Origin of the sequence: Metapseudomonas boanensis, assembly GCF_018704125.1 — a bacterium.
Taxonomy (GTDB): Bacteria; Pseudomonadota; Gammaproteobacteria; order Pseudomonadales; family Pseudomonadaceae; genus Metapseudomonas; species Metapseudomonas boanensis.
The window spans coordinates 26,105-42,223 of sequence record NZ_JAGTIS010000012.1 but is presented as its reverse complement, the minus strand read 5'-3'; the positions used below and the strand labels follow the sequence as shown (position 1 = coordinate 42,223).

The 16,119-nt window shown below is 61.7% G+C and carries 15 protein-coding genes; 9 read left to right on the top strand and 6 right to left on the bottom strand.

The window, feature by feature from the left end:
* Nucleotides 1–51 precede the first annotated feature (51 nt).
* The 3 genes from J7302_RS19565 to J7302_RS19555 all read left to right on the top strand — a co-directional run bounded on the left by J7302_RS19565 (nt 52) and on the right by J7302_RS19555 (nt 2,152).
* Nucleotides 52–597 carry a 1,2-dihydroxy-3-keto-5-methylthiopentene dioxygenase gene (locus J7302_RS19565; protein ID WP_215378520.1) on the top strand — a complete coding sequence of 182 codons (546 nt, stop codon included), beginning with the start codon at nt 52–54 and terminating at the stop codon, nt 595–597.
* Between the two features lie 101 nt (nt 598–698).
* Nucleotides 699–1,382 (top strand): acireductone synthase, encoded by a 684-nt coding sequence (gene mtnC / locus J7302_RS19560; protein ID WP_215378518.1) that lies wholly within the window; start codon nt 699–701, stop codon nt 1,380–1,382.
* A gap of 212 nt (nt 1,383–1,594) precedes the next feature.
* Nucleotides 1,595–2,152 carry a histidine phosphatase family protein gene (locus tag J7302_RS19555; RefSeq protein ID WP_215378515.1) on the top strand — a complete coding sequence of 186 codons (558 nt, stop codon included), beginning with the start codon at nt 1,595–1,597 and terminating at the stop codon, nt 2,150–2,152.
* A gap of 6 nt (nt 2,153–2,158) precedes the next feature.
* On the opposite strand, the gene J7302_RS19550 is transcribed toward J7302_RS19555, so the two are convergent.
* Together J7302_RS19550 and J7302_RS19545 are read right to left on the bottom strand one after the other, a co-directional pair.
* Nucleotides 2,159–2,659, bottom strand: a complete 501-nt coding sequence (locus J7302_RS19550) for a methylated-DNA--[protein]-cysteine S-methyltransferase (protein WP_215378513.1) — start codon at nt 2,657–2,659, stop codon at nt 2,159–2,161.
* A gap of 3 nt (nt 2,660–2,662) precedes the next feature.
* Nucleotides 2,663–3,523 carry a DNA-3-methyladenine glycosylase family protein gene (locus J7302_RS19545; RefSeq protein ID WP_215378511.1) on the bottom strand — a complete coding sequence of 287 codons (861 nt, stop codon included), beginning with the start codon at nt 3,521–3,523 and terminating at the stop codon, nt 2,663–2,665.
* Nucleotides 3,524–3,749: 226 nt separating this feature from the next.
* Between J7302_RS19545 and speE the strand changes: the two genes are divergently transcribed.
* Complete coding sequence (speE, locus tag J7302_RS19540) at nt 3,750–4,610, top strand: polyamine aminopropyltransferase (RefSeq protein ID WP_215378509.1); 861 nt, start codon at nt 3,750–3,752, stop codon at nt 4,608–4,610.
* Nucleotides 4,611–4,903: 293 nt separating this feature from the next.
* Here the strand turns inward: speE and J7302_RS19535 are convergent, their stop codons facing one another.
* From J7302_RS19535 to rloA, 3 genes are read right to left on the bottom strand one after another with little or no spacing between them, the layout of a single operon-like run.
* Nucleotides 4,904–5,890 carry an alpha-L-glutamate ligase-like protein gene (locus J7302_RS19535; protein WP_215378507.1) on the bottom strand — a complete coding sequence of 329 codons (987 nt, stop codon included), beginning with the start codon at nt 5,888–5,890 and terminating at the stop codon, nt 4,904–4,906.
* 3 nt (nt 5,891–5,893) lie between these two features.
* Nucleotides 5,894–7,420 carry an osmotic stress tolerance membrane protein RloB gene (gene rloB, locus J7302_RS19530; protein ID WP_215378505.1) on the bottom strand — a complete coding sequence of 509 codons (1,527 nt, stop codon included), beginning with the start codon at nt 7,418–7,420 and terminating at the stop codon, nt 5,894–5,896.
* A 5-nt stretch (nt 7,421–7,425) separates the two neighbouring features.
* Complete coding sequence (gene rloA / locus J7302_RS19525; RefSeq protein ID WP_215378503.1) at nt 7,426–7,962, bottom strand: retropepsin-like aspartic peptidase RloA; 537 nt, start codon at nt 7,960–7,962, stop codon at nt 7,426–7,428.
* Between the two features lie 303 nt (nt 7,963–8,265).
* Between rloA and J7302_RS19520 the strand changes: the two genes are divergently transcribed.
* From J7302_RS19520 to prpF, 5 genes are all read left to right on the top strand, one after another.
* Nucleotides 8,266–8,988: a GntR family transcriptional regulator gene (locus tag J7302_RS19520; RefSeq protein WP_215378501.1), complete on the top strand. Its 723-nt coding sequence runs from the start codon at nt 8,266–8,268 to the stop codon at nt 8,986–8,988.
* Nucleotides 8,985–9,869 carry a methylisocitrate lyase gene (gene prpB, locus J7302_RS19515; protein ID WP_215378499.1) on the top strand — a complete coding sequence of 295 codons (885 nt, stop codon included), beginning with the start codon at nt 8,985–8,987 and terminating at the stop codon, nt 9,867–9,869. Before J7302_RS19520 ends, prpB begins: the two co-directional genes overlap by 4 nt.
* 73 nt (nt 9,870–9,942) lie before the next feature.
* Complete coding sequence (gene prpC, locus J7302_RS19510; RefSeq protein WP_215378497.1) at nt 9,943–11,106, top strand: bifunctional 2-methylcitrate synthase/citrate synthase; 1,164 nt, start codon at nt 9,943–9,945, stop codon at nt 11,104–11,106.
* Between the two features lies 1 nt (nt 11,107).
* Nucleotides 11,108–13,696: a Fe/S-dependent 2-methylisocitrate dehydratase AcnD gene (gene acnD, locus J7302_RS19505; RefSeq protein WP_215378495.1), complete on the top strand. Its 2,589-nt coding sequence runs from the start codon at nt 11,108–11,110 to the stop codon at nt 13,694–13,696.
* A 158-nt stretch (nt 13,697–13,854) separates the two neighbouring features.
* A complete protein-coding gene (prpF, locus tag J7302_RS19500; protein WP_215378493.1) occupies nt 13,855–15,048 on the top strand; it encodes a 2-methylaconitate cis-trans isomerase PrpF in 1,194 nt (397 codons plus the stop codon).
* Between the two features lie 93 nt (nt 15,049–15,141).
* Here prpF and ppsR read toward each other — a convergent pair whose 3' ends face one another.
* Nucleotides 15,142–15,960, bottom strand: coding sequence for a posphoenolpyruvate synthetase regulatory kinase/phosphorylase PpsR (gene ppsR / locus J7302_RS19495; RefSeq protein ID WP_215378491.1), 819 nt, complete (start codon nt 15,958–15,960; stop codon nt 15,142–15,144).
* Nucleotides 15,961–16,119: the final 159 nt, after the last annotated feature.

Below are 16,119 nucleotides of genomic sequence, written 5' to 3'. Positions count from 1 at the left end.
GCGTGCCGACCCGCCCGAGAGCTGGGAGGCCGCCTGCAAGGAGTTCCAAAGATGAGCAGCCTGACCGTTTACCACGAATCCAGTCCGGACCAGCCAAACAAGGTCTTGACCCACCTGGAGGACATCGCCTCCACCCTTGCCACGGTGGGGGTGCGCTTCGAGCGTTGGGAGGCCTCCGCGCCCATTGCGCCGGGTGCTAGCCAGGACGAGGTGATCACTGCCTACCGCCCGCAGATCGACCGGCTGATGCAGGAGCAGGGTTACGTCACCGTCGACGTGGTCAGCCTCACCAGCGACCATCCGCAGAAAGCCGAGTTGCGGGCCAAGTTCCTCGACGAGCACCGCCATGGCGAAGACGAAGTGCGCTTCTTCGTAGCGGGCCGCGGCCTGTTCACCCTGCACATCGATGATTATGTTTACGCCGTGCTGTGCGAGAAGAACGACCTGATTTCCGTGCCCGCCGGTACGCGCCATTGGTTCGACATGGGCGAGCACCCGCACTTCGTGGCCATTCGGCTGTTCAACAATCCCGAGGGCTGGGTAGCGCAGTTCACCGGCGACGACATCGCCGGCCGCTTTCCGCAGCTAGAAGACTGAGCCACGAGCCACGAGCCACGGTAGGTTGGGCTGCAGCGGTTTCCCGCCCAGACCCGCCTGTTTGCGGCGCTTGGCAATTATCGATTTACCTGGAGTTCCCCATGCCAATCAAGGCCGTCCTCACTGATATCGAAGGCACCACCAGCGCGGTGAGCTTTGTCTTCGACGTACTCTTTCCCTTCGCCGCTCGTCATTTGCCCGCGTTCGTCGTGGAGCATGCTGCTGTTCCGGAAGTCGCGGTGCAGATCGAGGCGGTCCGGGTCGAAAGCGGGGAGGCCGATGCAAGCATCCAGCGAGTCGTGGAGATTCTTCTCGGCTGGATCGCCGAGGATCGCAAGGCGACGCCGTTGAAGGCGCTGCAGGGAATGGTCTGGGAGCAGGGCTACAAGACTGGCCAGCTAAAGGGGCATGTCTACCCCGATGCTGTCGAGGCGCTGCGTCGCTGGAAGCAGGAAGGCTATGAGCTGTATGTCTATTCCTCGGGCTCGATCCAAGCGCAGAAGCTGATCTTCGGTTGCTCGGAAACGGGTGATATGACGCCGCTGTTTTCCGGTTATTTCGATACCACATCGGGACCAAAGCGCGAGGCGGCTTCCTACGAGCGCATCGCTAAGGTGATTTCAGTGCCGGCTGACGCGATCCTGTTCCTCTCCGATGTCGTGGAGGAGCTGGATGCGGCCCAGGCGGCGGGCATGCAGACTATCGGGCTGGCGCGCGATGGCGGCGAGTTGCCCGGTCATGAAACGGTGGCGAGCTTCGCGGTCATCGATCTGTCGCGCTTGTAAATTCGCGGCCTACGCGAAAGGCACCGGGCACACGCGTCTTTCGTGGGCGACCTTATCTGATGGGTCGCCAGGAAGGCTCGCCTGGTGCGATCTATCCTGTTGGTACAGCGTCTTCCTTGGGAGCGTTACGCCATGGGGTTTCGCCCTTGTGTCGTTGCAGTTCGGCGTAGTCGGGCGTTTTACAGGCAGCATTTCGAGCATGTGGTCACAGCATGCTCCGCGTAATTGCGCTCCTGCTGTTGGGGGTGCTGGTTTTGCCTGTCCAGGCTGACCAGAAAGCAGCGTGGGCGGCCTTGCGGGAAGGCCAGGCACTGCTGTTGATGCGTCATACCACGGCCCCCGGAACGGGTGACCCGGAGGGTTTTCGACTAGGGGACTGCAGCACCCAACGCAATCTCAATGACCGTGGGCGCCGTGAGGCGCGGAGGTGGGGGCAGTTACTGCGCAAGCGCAAGGTCGAGCAGCCCCGTCTCTATGCCAGCAGTTGGTGTCGCGCCCAGGACACCGCTCTGGAGATGGGATTCGGCGCGGTTGAGACCCTTCCGGCGCTGGATTCCTTCTTCAGCGACCCCTCCAGTCAGGCCGCCCAGACCGCCGAGATGCGCAAGGCGATCCAGCAGTTACCGGCCGACCGGCCAGTGATCATGGTCAGCCATCAGGTGAACATCCAGGCCCTCACGGGCGTTTCACCCCGAAACGGGGAAGGGGTGATCATCGCCTTGCCGCTGTCGGAACCGGCCAAGGTGCTGGCACGTATTCGCCAGCCGTGAATGCCATCAGACCAGCATCAGTTGGTCTTGCTCGGGCAGCAGGTTCACCCCTTCGAGTTTCAGCAGCAGTGCCTTGCGCGCCAGGCCACCGGCGTAGCCGGTCAGGCTGCCGTCACGGCCGATCACCCGATGGCAGGGAATGATGATGGCTATAGGGTTGGCGCCGTTGGCGGTGCCGACGGCCCGCACGGACTTGGGATTGCCAATGCGTTGGGCCAGTTCGCCGTAGCTGGTGGTGGTGCCATAAGGGATCGACTGCAAGGCTTGCCAGACCCGTTGCTGGAAGCTGGTGCCGCGAGGTGCCAGGCGAAGATCGAAGCGGCGCAGCCGGCCACTGAAGTAGTGGTCCAGTTGGCGACAGACTTCGTCGAATTCATTCGTCCCTGCGTGCCAGCCGGCATCCAGTTGCCAGGGTTGAGCGGCGTCCATGTGCAGCAGGCGAAGGCCGACGTCGTCCCCGGCCAGCAGCAGCGGGCCCAGGGGGCTGTCGTAATAGCGGTAGAGCATGGTTCAGTCCTCGTCGGCGTAACTTTGCCAGAGATAGACGGCAGCATAGGCGCGCCAGGGACGCCAGAGTTCCGCGCGCTTCTGCAGCTCACGTGCACTGATTCCCTCGGCGCCCCACAAGGGAGACTTCAGGAGGCCCAAGTCAGCGGTTGGGAAGGCGTCGGGCTCCCCAAAGGCGCGCAAGGCAATATACTCGGCGGTCCAGCGGCCGATGCCGGGTAATGCGCAGAGCCTGTCGATCAGTGTTTCGATACCGTCAGCGGTAGTCAGTTCAAGCGTGCCGTCAGCTACTGCGCTGGCCAGCCGGCGCAAGGTGTCGACACGTTTGCCAGGCATGCCGATACCGGGCAGAGGATCGTCAGCAATGGCCTGTGGGGTTGGGAAAAGCCTGAGTGGACCGTCCACAGGAGCGTCGCTCAGCAACTCGCCAAGGCGCTCCACCAGACGTCCGGCAATGGTCACGGCGGCCTTCACGGTCACTTGTTGGCCGATGATGGTGCGCACCGCTTGCTCGAAGGGGTCGAATGCGACCGGCAGTCGCAGTCCGGGATAACGTCGCAGCAGAGTGTGCAGGAGTGGGTCCTGCGCCAGATGGTGGGCGATGGCGGCTGGGTCGCTGTCCAGGTCGAACATGCGTCGCACTCGCGCTGCGAGTTGTGATTCCAGGTCTTTGGCAGAAGGGCTGACATCCAGGGTAAGGGAGCTGGATGCGGCCGTCAGCCGAAACCAGCCGGTGCATCCATCCAGGCGAAAGCTACGGCTGTAGCTGTCTGCCGTCAGGTGCTCGACGCCCGGTAGTCGGCGCAGGGCAAAATGACGTTGGAACTGCTGCCAGTTCCAGGGCTCGAAATAGTCAAGGCGCATCGGCTCGATCCAGTCGGTCAGCGGTTGCGAAAGAGGCGTCTCCGCTTGGTTGTGGTGCGACGATAGCTGTAGGTGTCTGAACTGTCTCTGCAAAACTGACTTTCAATTTCTACCCGGCGTGCGGTTCGACCTGACATCGAAGCCATCGTAGAATGCGCGCCTTTCATGGGGGCGGGCGCCTCACCAAGGCGCCGTCCGTCAATGCAGCTACCAGGAGAGATGACCCATGAGCGATTATCAGGAAACCCTCTATGACGGTTACGGCCAGCGTTTTCGCATGGATCGCCTGCTGCATGAGGTGCGCACCGAGCATCAACATCTGGTGATCTTCGAGAACGCGCGCATGGGCCGCGTCATGGCGCTGGATGGCGTGATCCAGACCACCGAAGCCGACGAGTTCATTTACCACGAGATGCTCACCCATGTGCCGATCCTGGCCCATGGCGCAGCGCGCCGCGTGCTGATCATCGGTGGCGGTGACGGGGGCATGCTGCGCGAAGTGAGCAAGCACCGTGATGTCGAGAGCATCACCATGGTCGAGATCGACGGCACTGTGGTCGATATGTGCAAGGAGTTCCTGCCCAACCACTCCAAGGGTGCATATGACGATCCGCGCCTGAACCTGGTGATCGATGACGGCATGCGCTTCGTCGCCACGACCGAGGAGAAGTTCGACGTCATCATTTCCGACTCCACCGATCCGATCGGTCCGGGCGAAGTGCTGTTCTCCGAGAACTTCTACCAGGCCTGCCGCCGTTGCCTGAATGATGGCGGCATCCTGGTCACGCAAAACGGCACGCCGTTCATGCAGCTTGCCGAAGTGCAGACTACCGCCGGTCGGATGAACGACCTATTCGCGGATTGGCACTTCTATCAGGCGGCTGTGCCGACATACATCGGCGGTGCCATGACTTTTGCCTGGGGCGCTACCGACCCGGAACTACGCAAGCTACCGCTGGAGACCTTGCGTCAGCGTTTTGCTGGTAGCGGTATCGTGACCCGTTACTACAACCCGGAAATCCACCTAGGTGCCTTCGCCCTCCCGCAGTATGTGCTGCAGGCCGTGGGCAAGCCGAGTAACGATTGAGGGATGTGATGCATTAAGAAGGGGCCGAAAGGCCCTTTTTTATTGGTTTGGGGAGTGCGTGGGCTGCCGGGGAGGAGTGTGGTTTATGGGGTGTAGGGTGGATGTTGCTTTTCACATCCACCTGTGTAGCCAGGCGTGGTGCCGATGGTGGCTCGGTGAAGGGTGATCCCCCTACGAAACCGGGAGGCGGATAGCTTAAGGAAATGTGGGCCCTGCAGGGGTTCCGCACGCCAGTAGTCTGCCCGGCAAAGAAAAGCCCGGCACTTGGCCGGGCATTTTCAAGGAGCAGGCGATCAGATCTCAGCCGGGTGAACGTGGCCGAACAGTCCCTGGGAAACCCGGACACGCTCTTCCGGGGTTTCCTGGATACCCTTGGCCTTCAGCTCTTCGATGCGAGCCTCGATGGCGTGGGCGCGATGGGTCAGGCCGCAGTCGTTGGCTATCTGGATATTCAGGCCGGGACGGGCGTTGAGCTCAAGGATCAGTGGGCCCTTTTCCTGGTCCAGCACCATATCGACACCAATGTATCCAAGACCGCACAGCTCGTAGCAGCCGGCCGCGAGCTTCATGAAGCCATCCCAGTTCGGCAATTGCACGCCATCCACCGCGTTTGTGGTGTCCGGGTGCTTGGCGATCTTGTTGTTCAGCCAGGTGCCACGCAGAGTGACGCCGGTTGCCAGGTCGACGCCGACGCCGATGGCGCCCTGGTGCAGGTTGGCCTTGCCGTTGGACTGGCGGGTCGGCAGGCGCAGCATGGCCATGACCGGGTAGCCCATCAGCACAATGATGCGGATGTCCGGTACTCCCTCGTAGCTGATGCTCTTGAAGATCTGGTCAGGGGTTACGCGGTACTCGATCAGTGCACGGTCGCGGTGCCCGCCGAGCGAGTAGAGCCCGGTCAGGATGCTGGAGATCTGGTGCTCGATCTCCTCGTGGCTGATGATCTTCCCGGATACGGTCTTGTAGCGGCCTTCGAATCGGTCGGCAATCACGAGAATGCCGTCCCCGCCGGCGCCTTGCGCCGGCTTGATCACGAAGTCGTTACGCTCGCCGATGATCTCGTCGAGCTTGTCGATTTCCTTCTCGGTGGAAATGATCCCGTACATTTCGGGTACGTGGATCCCCGCCTCGATGGCTCGCTGCTTGGTGATGATCTTGTCGTCGACGATCGGGTACAGGTGCCGTTTATTGTACTTCAGCACGTAGTCCGCGTTGCGTCGGTTGATGCCCATGATGCCGCGGGCACTCAGGGCTTTCCATGTTTTGATCAGGCCGAACATGGCTCAGTCCTTCAGGAAGGCTTTGAAGCGGAAGAGTTCGGTCAGGCGGTAGCCGCGGTAGCGACCCATCGCCAGCATGAAGCCCACCAGGATCATCAGCACGGCCGGGAAGGTGAAGATGAAGTAGATCAGCTCCGGAATGCTCATCAGCACGTGCGCCAGGGATGCCGCGATGATGGTGCCCACGCCGACCTTGAAGGCATGGCCGCCGCCGCGTTCCTCCCAGGTGATGGACAGGCGCTCGATGGTCATGGTCAGGATCACCATCGGGAACAGGGCAACGGACAGGCCGCGTTCCAGGCCGAGTTTGTGGCTGAACAGGCTGATGACCGCGATCAGCACCACCACGAAGGTCAACACCACCGATAGGCGTGGCAGCATCTGCAGCTTCAGGTGCTCCAGGTAGGATCGCAGCGACAGGCCGAGCGCGGTGATGATGGTGAACAGCACGATGCCGAAGCCGAGCTGGGTCTCGCGGAAGGCAAGGGCGATAAGGACCGGCGTGAAGGTGCCGAGGGTCTGGATGCCAATCAGGTTGCGCAGGATCAGGATCACCAGCACGCCGATCGGGATCATGATCATGATCTGGTAGGTCTGCTGGGTCTGCAGCGGCAGGCCGTAGAGCGAGTACTCGAGGAAGTCGGCGTCAGTGTTCTCGTCGGTCAGCTTGGCCAGGCGGATGGCGTTCATCTCGCTGTTGTTCATGCTGAAGGTCACCTGGGCCTTCTTGCCACCGTCCACGTTGACCAGGTTGTCGTCACCGGTCCACCAGATCAAGCGGTCTGTGGGCAAGCCCTGCTCACCCGTCTCGGGGTTGAAGTACAGCCAGTTTTCACCGTTGAAGCTGCGCAGCCAGAGTTCTGGGCTCTGCGCTTGCTCGCTGATCAGGCGGATGGTGTGCACGCGCTCCATGGGGACGTGGGCAATGGACAGCAGCAGCTCGATGACCTGGGCCTTCCTGGAAGTCGAGGGATCGCCGGCCAGGAGGAGCTTGACGTTGTCATCATTGACGTTGTTGACGCGCTTGATGGTCTCGGTGATGAAGGTCTCGACATCCGCCGAGTGCTGACGGATGGGGGCGAGCAGGGCTTCGGCCGCGATTTTCTCGGCGCCTTCCACGGGGATGCTGTCGCGGAAGATAGGCCCCTTGTCCTTGGGCTTCTCGCCGCTGTAGCGCTTGGTCAGCACCAGGCGGTAGTAGAGCGTCTGGTTGCCGCTGGCGCGACGCGCGGACCAGGTCACCTTGCGGTTGCCGTCCACGCGATTAATGCTCACCCCGTAATTGTTGGAGATGAAGCTCTCGTTGAGGCTGACGTAGTCCCGGTTCAAGGGCGGCACGAACATTTGCACCTTGATCGGGTCGCGCGGGTTGGCCTGGAACTCGACCTTGGCATCGATGTTCCACAGGTCGTCGGTCGCATCCTCGGTAATCGGAATGCCCTGGATGAATATCTGGTAGGCCGTTATCAGAATGCCCAGGCTCACCAGGAGGGTGATCAGGACTTTCAGATGCAGGGTAAGAGAGCGCATGTGGGTTACTCGTCAGAGTTTGCGTCAGTGGCACAGCCGGGCTTGCCGGCAGCGTATTTAAGGCTCGGGTCGACCAGTGCGTCGAAGCGCTTGAGCGCTTCGGAACCGATCAGAAGCGGGTATTGGAAAGCACTGCGGTCAGTGAGGTTCACTTCAATTTGCCGCAGGGCATCGCCCATGCACACCTCAAGCTCGATCACGGGGCGTGCAGTGTAGGTCTTGCCTTCTTCGGGGTTGAAGTCGCCGGCGCGTCGCTTGATCTTGCTGATGCGCGCCAAGGGGCGTTCGATCGGGTGTTCGTGGGCATCGTCGATGGCCAGGTAGAAGCGTACCCAGGGTTCGCCGTCGCGCTTGAATCGCTTGATGTCGCGGGCGCTGAGGGAGGCGGTCTTGGCGCCTGTGTCCAGCTTGGCGGCTACTATCAGATCGAGGTCTTTCAGCCTGGCGTATTCGTTCAGGCCGTAAACGGTCTTTTCGGTGGCTAAGCCGAGGCCGGGGAGGGCAATCAGACAGGCAAAGAGGGCGAAGGGCTTGAGTGTCATAAGTCCTTTGAGCGTAACGCGGTCATCGGTCCAGGAGCCCGGCCCACGGCCTTCGTGGCTGCGGCGCCTGGTCTGGGAGTCTAGCAGGCAAGTCAGTGTCGCCCAGACTGGCGCTGGCGGCGCGCATTCTAACACGGGGATTTTCCGCTGCGACAGACGCTTTTGGCTCGGCTGCCGGGAGTGTGTGGCGCTTCAATCATTTTGTTAGGCGGGCAGATTGTTGACAATCTGCCCGACGGCGTTTGACAAGGTTGGGGCTGTGGCGCTAGTTTTGCGCAACTGACAAACAATGTGTCGACAATCATGCTTGAAGTATCTGAAGGCCCTATAGCGGAATCTCTGGATTCGGAAACCCTAGCCGAGCACGTCTTCCGACGCATCCAGGCAGCCATCGTTCGAGGTGAGATCGCCCCGGGCAGCAAGATCTCCGAACCGGAGTTGGCGCGTACCTACGGCATCAGCCGGGGCCCGCTGCGCGAGGCGATCCATCGATTGGAAGGACAGAAGCTGCTGGTTCGGGTGCCTCATGTCGGTGCTCGGGTGGTTTCCCTGAGTCATGCCGAGCTGATCGAGCTCTACGAAATTCGGGAATCCCTGGAGGGCATGGCCTGCCGCTTGGCTGCCGAGCGCATGACTCAATCCGAGATCGATGAGCTGCGCCGCGTACTGGATACCCACGAGCGCGACGAGGCCTTCCAGGCGGGTCGTGGTTACTACCAGCAGGAAGGCGATTTCGACTTCCACTACCGGATCATCCAGGGCAGCGGCAACCGCACCCTGACCCAGATGCTCTGTGGCGAGCTTTATCAACTTGTTCGCATGTATCGCATCCAGTTCTCTGGCGTACCGAACCGGCCGCGCCAGGCCTTCAATGAACACCACCGGATTCTCGATGCCATCGCCGACCGAGACGGCGAACTGGCCGAGTTGCTGATGCGCCGTCACATCGGCGCCTCCAAGCGCAATATCGAGCGCCACTACCAGGAAGCGCTCGCCAACCCGTCCAAAACACGAGGTGAGTCATGAGTCAGAAAACCGCCGGCCAGCGCTTCCGCGACGCCATCGCCGAGGAACGTCCGCTGCAGGTCATCGGCGCAATCAACGCCAACCATGCGCTGCTGGCCAAGCGTGCCGGCTTCAAGGCCATCTACCTGTCCGGTGGTGGTGTCGCCGCTGGCTCGCTGGGTCTGCCGGACCTGGGAATCAACACCCTGGACGACGTGCTCACCGACGTGCGTCGCATCACCGACGTCTGCGACCTGCCGCTGCTGGTGGACATCGACACCGGCTTCGGCCCCAGCGCCTTCAACATCGAACGCACAGTGAAGAGCCTGATCAAGGCAGGTGCTGCTGCCGCCCACATCGAGGACCAGGTCGGCGCCAAGCGCTGCGGCCATCGTCCAGGCAAGGAAATCGTCTCCGTCGAGGAGATGGTCGATCGCGTCAAGGCCGCTGCCGATGCCAAGACCGACCCGAACTTCTTCCTGATCGCGCGTACCGACGCCATCCAGGCCGAAGGTGTCGATGCCGCCATCGAACGTTGCCTGCAATACGTGGAGGCTGGTGCCGACGCTATCTTTGCTGAAGCCGCCTACGATCTGCCAACCTACAAGCGCTTCGTCGATGCGCTGGGCGTGCCGGTCCTGGCCAACATCACCGAGTTCGGCGCGACCCCGCTGTTCTCGCGCGACGAGCTGGCCTCGGTCGGCGTGGCCATCCAACTCTACCCGCTGTCGGCGTTCCGCGCCGCCAACAAGGCGGCCGAGGCTGTCTACACAGCCATTCGCCGCGACGGTCACCAAAAAGAAGTCATCGACCTGATGCAGACTCGTGCCGAACTGTACGACCGCATCGGCTACCACGCTTTCGAACAGAAACTCGACGCCCTGTTCGCCGCCAAGAAATGACCGGTCCGCCGGTGGCTCCGGCTGCCGGTGGAAAGCAAGAGAAACAACCGGAAGAGATGAGGAGATCCTAGCGATGAGCGCTACCGCCGAAACCACCACCACAGCCTTCAAGCCGAAGAAATCGGTGGCTCTCAGTGGCACTGCCGCTGGCAATACCGCCCTGTGCACCGTTGGCCGCACTGGCAATGACCTGCACTACCGCGGCTATGACATTCTCGACTTCGCCACCACCTGCGAGTTCGAGGAAATCGCCCACTTGCTGGTCCACGGCAAGCTGCCCAACGTTGCCGAGCTGGCTGGTTACAAGGCCAAGCTCAAGGCCCTGCGTGGCCTCCCGGCCGGCGTCAAGGCTGCTCTCGAGCAGCTACCGCCTTCCGCTCACCCGATGGACGTGATGCGTACTGCCGTCTCCGTGCTGGGTTGCCTGTCGCCGGAGAAGGACGACCACAATCATCCGGGCGCTCGCGACATCGCCGATAAGCTGATGGCCTCCCTGGGTTCCGTGCTGCTGTACTGGTATCACTACAGCCACAACGGCAAACGCATCGAAGTGGAAACCGACGACGACTCCATCGGCGGCCACTTCCTGCATCTGCTGCACGGCGAGAAGCCACGTGACTCGTGGGTGCGCGCCATGCACACCTCGCTGATCCTCTATGCCGAGCACGAATTCAACGCGTCCACCTTTACTTCGCGGGTGATCGCGGGTACCGGCTCCGACATGTTCTCGTGCATTGCCGGCGCCATCGGCGCGCTGCGTGGGCCCAAGCACGGCGGCGCCAACGAAGTGGCCTTCGAGATCCAGAAGCGCTACGACAATCCGGACGAAGCCGAGGCTGACATCCGCGCCCGCGTAGAGAAGAAGGAAGTAGTCATCGGGTTCGGCCATCCGGTCTACACCGTCTCCGATCCGCGCAACAAGGTGATCAAGGAAGTGGCTCGCGAGCTTTCCGCCGAGCAGGGCAATACCAAGATGTTCGACATCGCCGAGCGCCTGGAAAGTGTGATGTGGGAAATCAAGAAGATGTTCCCCAACCTGGATTGGTTCAGCGCAGTCAGCTACCACATGATGGGCGTGCCTACTGCCATGTTCACCCCGCTGTTCGTGATCGCCCGCACCTCCGGCTGGTCGTCCCATGTCATCGAGCAGCGCATCGACGGCAAGATCATCCGCCCGAGCGCCAACTACGTCGGTCCCGAGGACCTGAAGTTCGTGCCGCTCAAGGATCGCAAATAAGATGAACACTCAATTCCGCAAGAATCTGCCGGGTGCTGCGCTGGATTACTTCGACGCACGCGCTGCGGTCGAGGCGATCAAGCCTGGTGCCTATGACACGTTGCCCTACACCTCGCGTGTGCTGGCGGAAAACCTGGTGCGCCGTTGCGACCCTGCCACGCTGAACGATTCCCTGAATCAACTCATCGAGCGCAAGCGTGACCTGGACTTCCCGTGGTTCCCGGCCCGCGTGGTGTGTCATGACATCCTCGGTCAGACGGCGCTGGTGGACCTTGCCGGCCTGCGCGATGCCATTGCCGACCAGGGCGGAGACCCTGCCCAGGTCAACCCGGTGGTACCGGTGCAGCTGATCGTCGACCATTCGCTGGCGGTAGAGTGCGGCGGCTTCGACCCGCAGGCGTTCGAGAAGAACCGTGCTATCGAGGATCGCCGCAACGAAGATCGCTTCCACTTCATCAACTGGACCAAGAAGGCATTCAAGAACGTCGATGTGATCCCGCCGGGCAACGGCATCATGCACCAGATCAACCTGGAGAAGATGTCGCCGGTCATCCAGGTGCGCGAGGGCGTAGCCTTTCCGGACACCTGCGTGGGTACCGACAGCCACACTCCGCATGTTGACGCGCTGGGTGTGATCGCCATCGGCGTCGGCGGCCTGGAAGCCGAGAACGTGATGCTGGGCCGCGCTTCCTGGATGCGCCTGCCTGACATCATCGGCGTAGAGCTGTCCGGCAAGCCGCAGCCGGGCATCACCGCTACCGACGTCGTACTTGCGCTGACCGAGTTCCTGCGCAAGGCCAAAGTGGTGGGTGCCTACCTGGAGTTCTACGGCGAGGGCGCTTCTGCGCTGACCCTGGGCGACCGCGCGACCATCTCCAACATGGCGCCGGAGTACGGCGCCACTGCCGCGATGTTCTCCATCGACCAGCAGACCATTGACTACCTGAAGCTCACCGGTCGTGATGATGAGCAGGTCAAGCTGGTGGAAACCTATGCGAAAGCGGCCGGCCTCTGGTCCGACAGCCTGGTGAATGCCGAGTACGAGCGTGTGCTCAAGTTCGACCTGTCCACCGTGGTACGCAACATGGCCGGCCCGTCCAACCCGCATGCCCGCCTCGCAACCGCCGATCTCGCCGCGAAAGGCATTGCTGGCGAGTGGGAAGAAGTCCCGGGCCAGATGCCCGATGGCGCGGTGATCATTGCCGCCATCACCAGCTGCACCAACACCAGCAACCCGCGCAACGTGATCGCTGCCGGCCTGCTGGCACGTAACGCCAACAAGCTTGGGCTGACCCGCAAGCCCTGGGTGAAGTCCTCCCTGGCGCCGGGCTCCAAGACCGTGAAGCTGTACCTGGAAGAGGGCGGTCTGCTGCCGGAACTGGAGAAGCTCGGCTTCGGCGTGGTCGCCTTTGCCTGCACGACCTGCAACGGCATGTCTGGTGCGCTGGATCCGAAAATCCAGCAGGAGATAATCGATCGCGACCTCTACGCGACCGCCGTACTCTCCGGTAACCGCAACTTCGACGGCCGTATCCACCCCTATGCCAAGCAGGCTTTTCTCGCCTCGCCGCCGCTGGTGGTGGCCTACGCGATTGCCGGTACCGTTCGCTTCGACATCGAGAAGGATGTGCTGGGCGTAGTGGATGGCAAGGAAATCCGCCTGAAGGACATCTGGCCAAGTGACGAAGAGATCGATGCCGTGGTCAAGGCCTCGGTGAAGCCGGAGCAGTTCCGCCAGGTCTACATCCCGATGTTCGCGATTCAGGAAGACAACGGTCCCAAGGTCGAGCCACTGTACGACTGGCGCCCGATGAGCACCTATATTCGCCGTCCGCCCTATTGGGAGGGTGCACTGGCGGGTGAGCGCACGCTCAAGGGCATGCGTCCGCTAGCGGTGCTGCCGGATAACATCACTACCGACCATCTGTCGCCGTCGAACGCCATCATGGCCAACAGTGCAGCGGGTGAGTACCTGGCGAAAATGGGTCTGCCAGAAGAGGACTTCAACTCCTACGCGACCCACCGCGGCGACCACCTGACTGCGCAGCGCGCCACCTTCGCCAACCCGCAGCTGGTCAACGAGATGGCCGTGGTCGATGGCCAGGTCAAGAAGGGCTCCCTGGCCCGCGTCGAGCCGGAAGGCAAGGTCATGCGCATGTGGGAAGCGATCGAGACCTACATGGACCGCAAGCAGCCGCTGATCATCATCGCGGGTGCCGACTATGGTCAGGGCTCCTCGCGTGACTGGGCAGCCAAGGGCGTGCGCCTGGCGGGTGTCGAGGCCATCGTTGCCGAAGGCTTCGAGCGTATCCATCGCACCAACCTGATTGGGATGGGCGTGTTGCCGCTGGAGTTCAAGCCGGGCGTGACCCGCAAGACGCTCGGTATCGACGGCACCGAAACCTTCGATGTGGTAGGCGAGCGCAAGCCGCGCGCTGACCTCACGCTCGTCATTCGTCGCAAGAACGGCGAATGCGTCGAGGTGCCGGTGACCTGCCGACTGGATAGCGACGAGGAAGTCTCTATCTACGAGGCCGGCGGCGTGTTGCAGCGCTTTGCCCAGGACTTCCTGGAGGCGGCGGCGGTCTGAGCTGCCCAGCGCAATGAGGACGCAGGTTGGCGTTGAGTGCAGTGAGACCCAGCGAGCCCAGGCTCCATGGATATCGCTTTGCTCAATCCATCCTGCGGGTTAGACCTGGCTGAGCGGGGCTGCAATGCCCCGCCCCAGCCCAACAGGAACGACGCTTTATGGCTCATGTACCTCAGATCAAAGTACCCGCCACCTACATCCGTGGCGGCACCAGCAAGGGCGTATTCTTCCGCCTGCAGGACCTGCCCGAGCGCGCGCAAGTGCCAGGCGGGGCGCGCGATGCCCTGTTGTTACGGGTTATCGGCAGTCCAGACCCCTATGGCAAGCAGATCGACGGCATGGGTGGGGCGACCTCGAGCACCAGCAAGACGGTCGTCCTGTCCAAGAGCTCGAAGCCGGACCATGACGTGGATTACCTCTTCGGTCAGGTGTCGATCGAGAAGGCCTTTGTCGACTGGAGCGGCAACTGCGGCAACCTGTCCGCTGCGGTAGGCTCCTTTGCCATCAGCTCCGGCCTGGTGGATGCCGCACGCATCCCGCAGAACGGCGTCTGCACTGTGCGAATCTGGCAGGCCAATATCGGCAAGACCATCGTTGCCCACGTCCCCATCACCAACGGTGAAGTCCAGGAAACCGGCGACTTCGAGCTTGATGGTGTGACGTTCCCCGCGGCCGAGGTGCAGCTGGAGTTCCTTGACCCCGCCGACGAGGGTGACGGCGAGGGCAGCGGCTCAATGTTCCCCACTGGAAACCTGGTGGATGACCTGGAAGTGCCGGGTGTCGGTACTTTCAAGGCGACCCTTATCAACGCCGGCATCCCGACGATCTTCGTCAACGCGGAAGACATCGGCTACACGGGCACCGAGTTACAGGACGCGATCAACGGCGATACCAAGGCGCTGGCCATGTTCGAGACGATCCGCGCCTATGGGGCGGTGCGCATGGGCCTCATCGATGACGTGGATGAAGCCGCCAAGCGTCAGCACACGCCCAAGGTGGCCTTCGTCGCCAAGCCGGTCGATTACATTGCTTCCAGTGGCAAGCCGGTAGCGGCTTCTGACGTCGACCTGCTGGTGCGCGCATTGTCCATGGGTAAATTGCATCACGCCATGATGGGCACCGCCGCTGTGGCTATTGGGACCGCAGCTGCGATTCCGGGCACGCTGGTGAATCTCGCCGCTGGTGGCAGCGCGCGTAGCGCCGTGCGCTTCGGCCATCCCTCGGGCACCCTGCGCGTGGGCGCGGAAGCGAGTCAGATCGACGGCGAATGGACAGTGACCAAGGCGATCATGAGCCGCAGCGCCCGTGTGTTGATGGAAGGGTGGGTTCGCGTGCCTGGTGATGCGTTCTAAGGTGCGCGACTGCTGGATCCGCGAGTGCGGAGACAGCATGCGCTGATGAAAAAGCCCGCCGAGGCGGGCTTTTTCACAGGATCTTCGAGCGGTTTACTTGAGGCGGCGCTCGATACCTTTTTCCACCAGGATCTTGGCGGAGATTTCCTCCACCGAGAAATGCGTGGAATTGATGAAATTGATGTTCTCCCGGCGGAACAGGCTCTCCACTTCGCGCACTTCGAACTCGCACTGGGCGAAGCTGGCATAGCGGCTATTGGGTTTGCGTTCGTGACGGATGGCGGTCAGGCGGTCGGGGTCGATGGTCAAGCCGAACAACTTGCTCTTGTACTGCTTGAGGGCAGATGGCAGCTGCAGGCGCTCCATGTCTTCCTCGGTCAGCGGATAGTTGGCGGCGCGAATCCCGTACTGCATGGCCATGTACAGGCAGGTCGGGGTCTTGCCACAGCGTGACACTCCAACCAGGATCAGGTCGGCCTTCTCGTAAAAATGAGTTCGGGCGCCGTCATCATTGTCCAGGGCGAAGTTGACAGCTTCGATGCGCTCCATGTAATTGCTGTGCTGGCCGATGGAGTGGGATTTGCCGACCGAGTAGGATGAGTGCGTCGTAAGCTCTTGTTCCAGCGGGGAAAGGAAGGTCGAGAAGATGTCGACCATGAACCCGTTGGAGGTCGCCAGGACGTCGCGGATGTCCTGGTTGACGATGGTGTCGAAGATGATGGGGCGCGCCCCGTCTGCCTCGGCAGCCTTGTTGATTTGCTGTACGATGGCGCGCGCCTTTTCGACGTTGTCGATGTAGGGGCGCGTGATCTTGCTGAAGGTGGTGGTTTCGAACTGCGCAAGGAGGCTCTGGCCCAAGGCTTCTGCAGTGATGCCAGTGCCATCTGAAATAAAGAAAGCGGTACGTTTCATTTGCGCCAAGGGCCTTAAGTCAGGATCAATTCTTGGCTATGATAGGCCGCGTTTTTTCGCTGGGCCCCAGCCGGTCGGCATTGTGACTTATTTTTCTGGCTCAAGGCCAGAACGCAGCGGACCTGCTCCGTTTGAGCTTTTCCAACACATTAGTGGAGA

What these genes read in the sequence shown, in the direction of transcription:
- prpF (WP_215378493.1), top strand. Translation starts at nt 13,855, where the DNA reads ATGGCTCATGTACCTCAGATCAAAGTACCCGCCACCTACATCCGTGGC.
- J7302_RS19555 (WP_215378515.1), top strand. Translation starts at nt 1,595, where the DNA reads ATGCTCCGCGTAATTGCGCTCCTGCTGTTGGGGGTGCTGGTTTTGCCT.
- ppsR (WP_215378491.1), bottom strand. Translation starts at nt 15,960, where the DNA reads ATGAAACGTACCGCTTTCTTTATTTCAGATGGCACTGGCATCACTGCA.
- J7302_RS19545 (WP_215378511.1), bottom strand. Translation starts at nt 3,523, where the DNA reads ATGCGCCTTGACTATTTCGAGCCCTGGAACTGGCAGCAGTTCCAACGT.
- rloB (WP_215378505.1), bottom strand. Translation starts at nt 7,420, where the DNA reads ATGCGCTCTCTTACCCTGCATCTGAAAGTCCTGATCACCCTCCTGGTG.
- prpC (WP_215378497.1), top strand. Translation starts at nt 9,943, where the DNA reads ATGAGCGCTACCGCCGAAACCACCACCACAGCCTTCAAGCCGAAGAAA.
- J7302_RS19565 (WP_215378520.1), top strand. Translation starts at nt 52, where the DNA reads ATGAGCAGCCTGACCGTTTACCACGAATCCAGTCCGGACCAGCCAAAC.
- J7302_RS19520 (WP_215378501.1), top strand. Translation starts at nt 8,266, where the DNA reads ATGCTTGAAGTATCTGAAGGCCCTATAGCGGAATCTCTGGATTCGGAA.
- J7302_RS19550 (WP_215378513.1), bottom strand. Translation starts at nt 2,659, where the DNA reads ATGCTCTACCGCTATTACGACAGCCCCCTGGGCCCGCTGCTGCTGGCC.
- J7302_RS19535 (WP_215378507.1), bottom strand. Translation starts at nt 5,890, where the DNA reads ATGTTCGGCCTGATCAAAACATGGAAAGCCCTGAGTGCCCGCGGCATC.
- speE (WP_215378509.1), top strand. Translation starts at nt 3,750, where the DNA reads ATGAGCGATTATCAGGAAACCCTCTATGACGGTTACGGCCAGCGTTTT.
- acnD (WP_215378495.1), top strand. Translation starts at nt 11,108, where the DNA reads ATGAACACTCAATTCCGCAAGAATCTGCCGGGTGCTGCGCTGGATTAC.
- prpB (WP_215378499.1), top strand. Translation starts at nt 8,985, where the DNA reads ATGAGTCAGAAAACCGCCGGCCAGCGCTTCCGCGACGCCATCGCCGAG.
- rloA (WP_215378503.1), bottom strand. Translation starts at nt 7,962, where the DNA reads ATGACACTCAAGCCCTTCGCCCTCTTTGCCTGTCTGATTGCCCTCCCC.
- mtnC (WP_215378518.1), top strand. Translation starts at nt 699, where the DNA reads ATGCCAATCAAGGCCGTCCTCACTGATATCGAAGGCACCACCAGCGCG.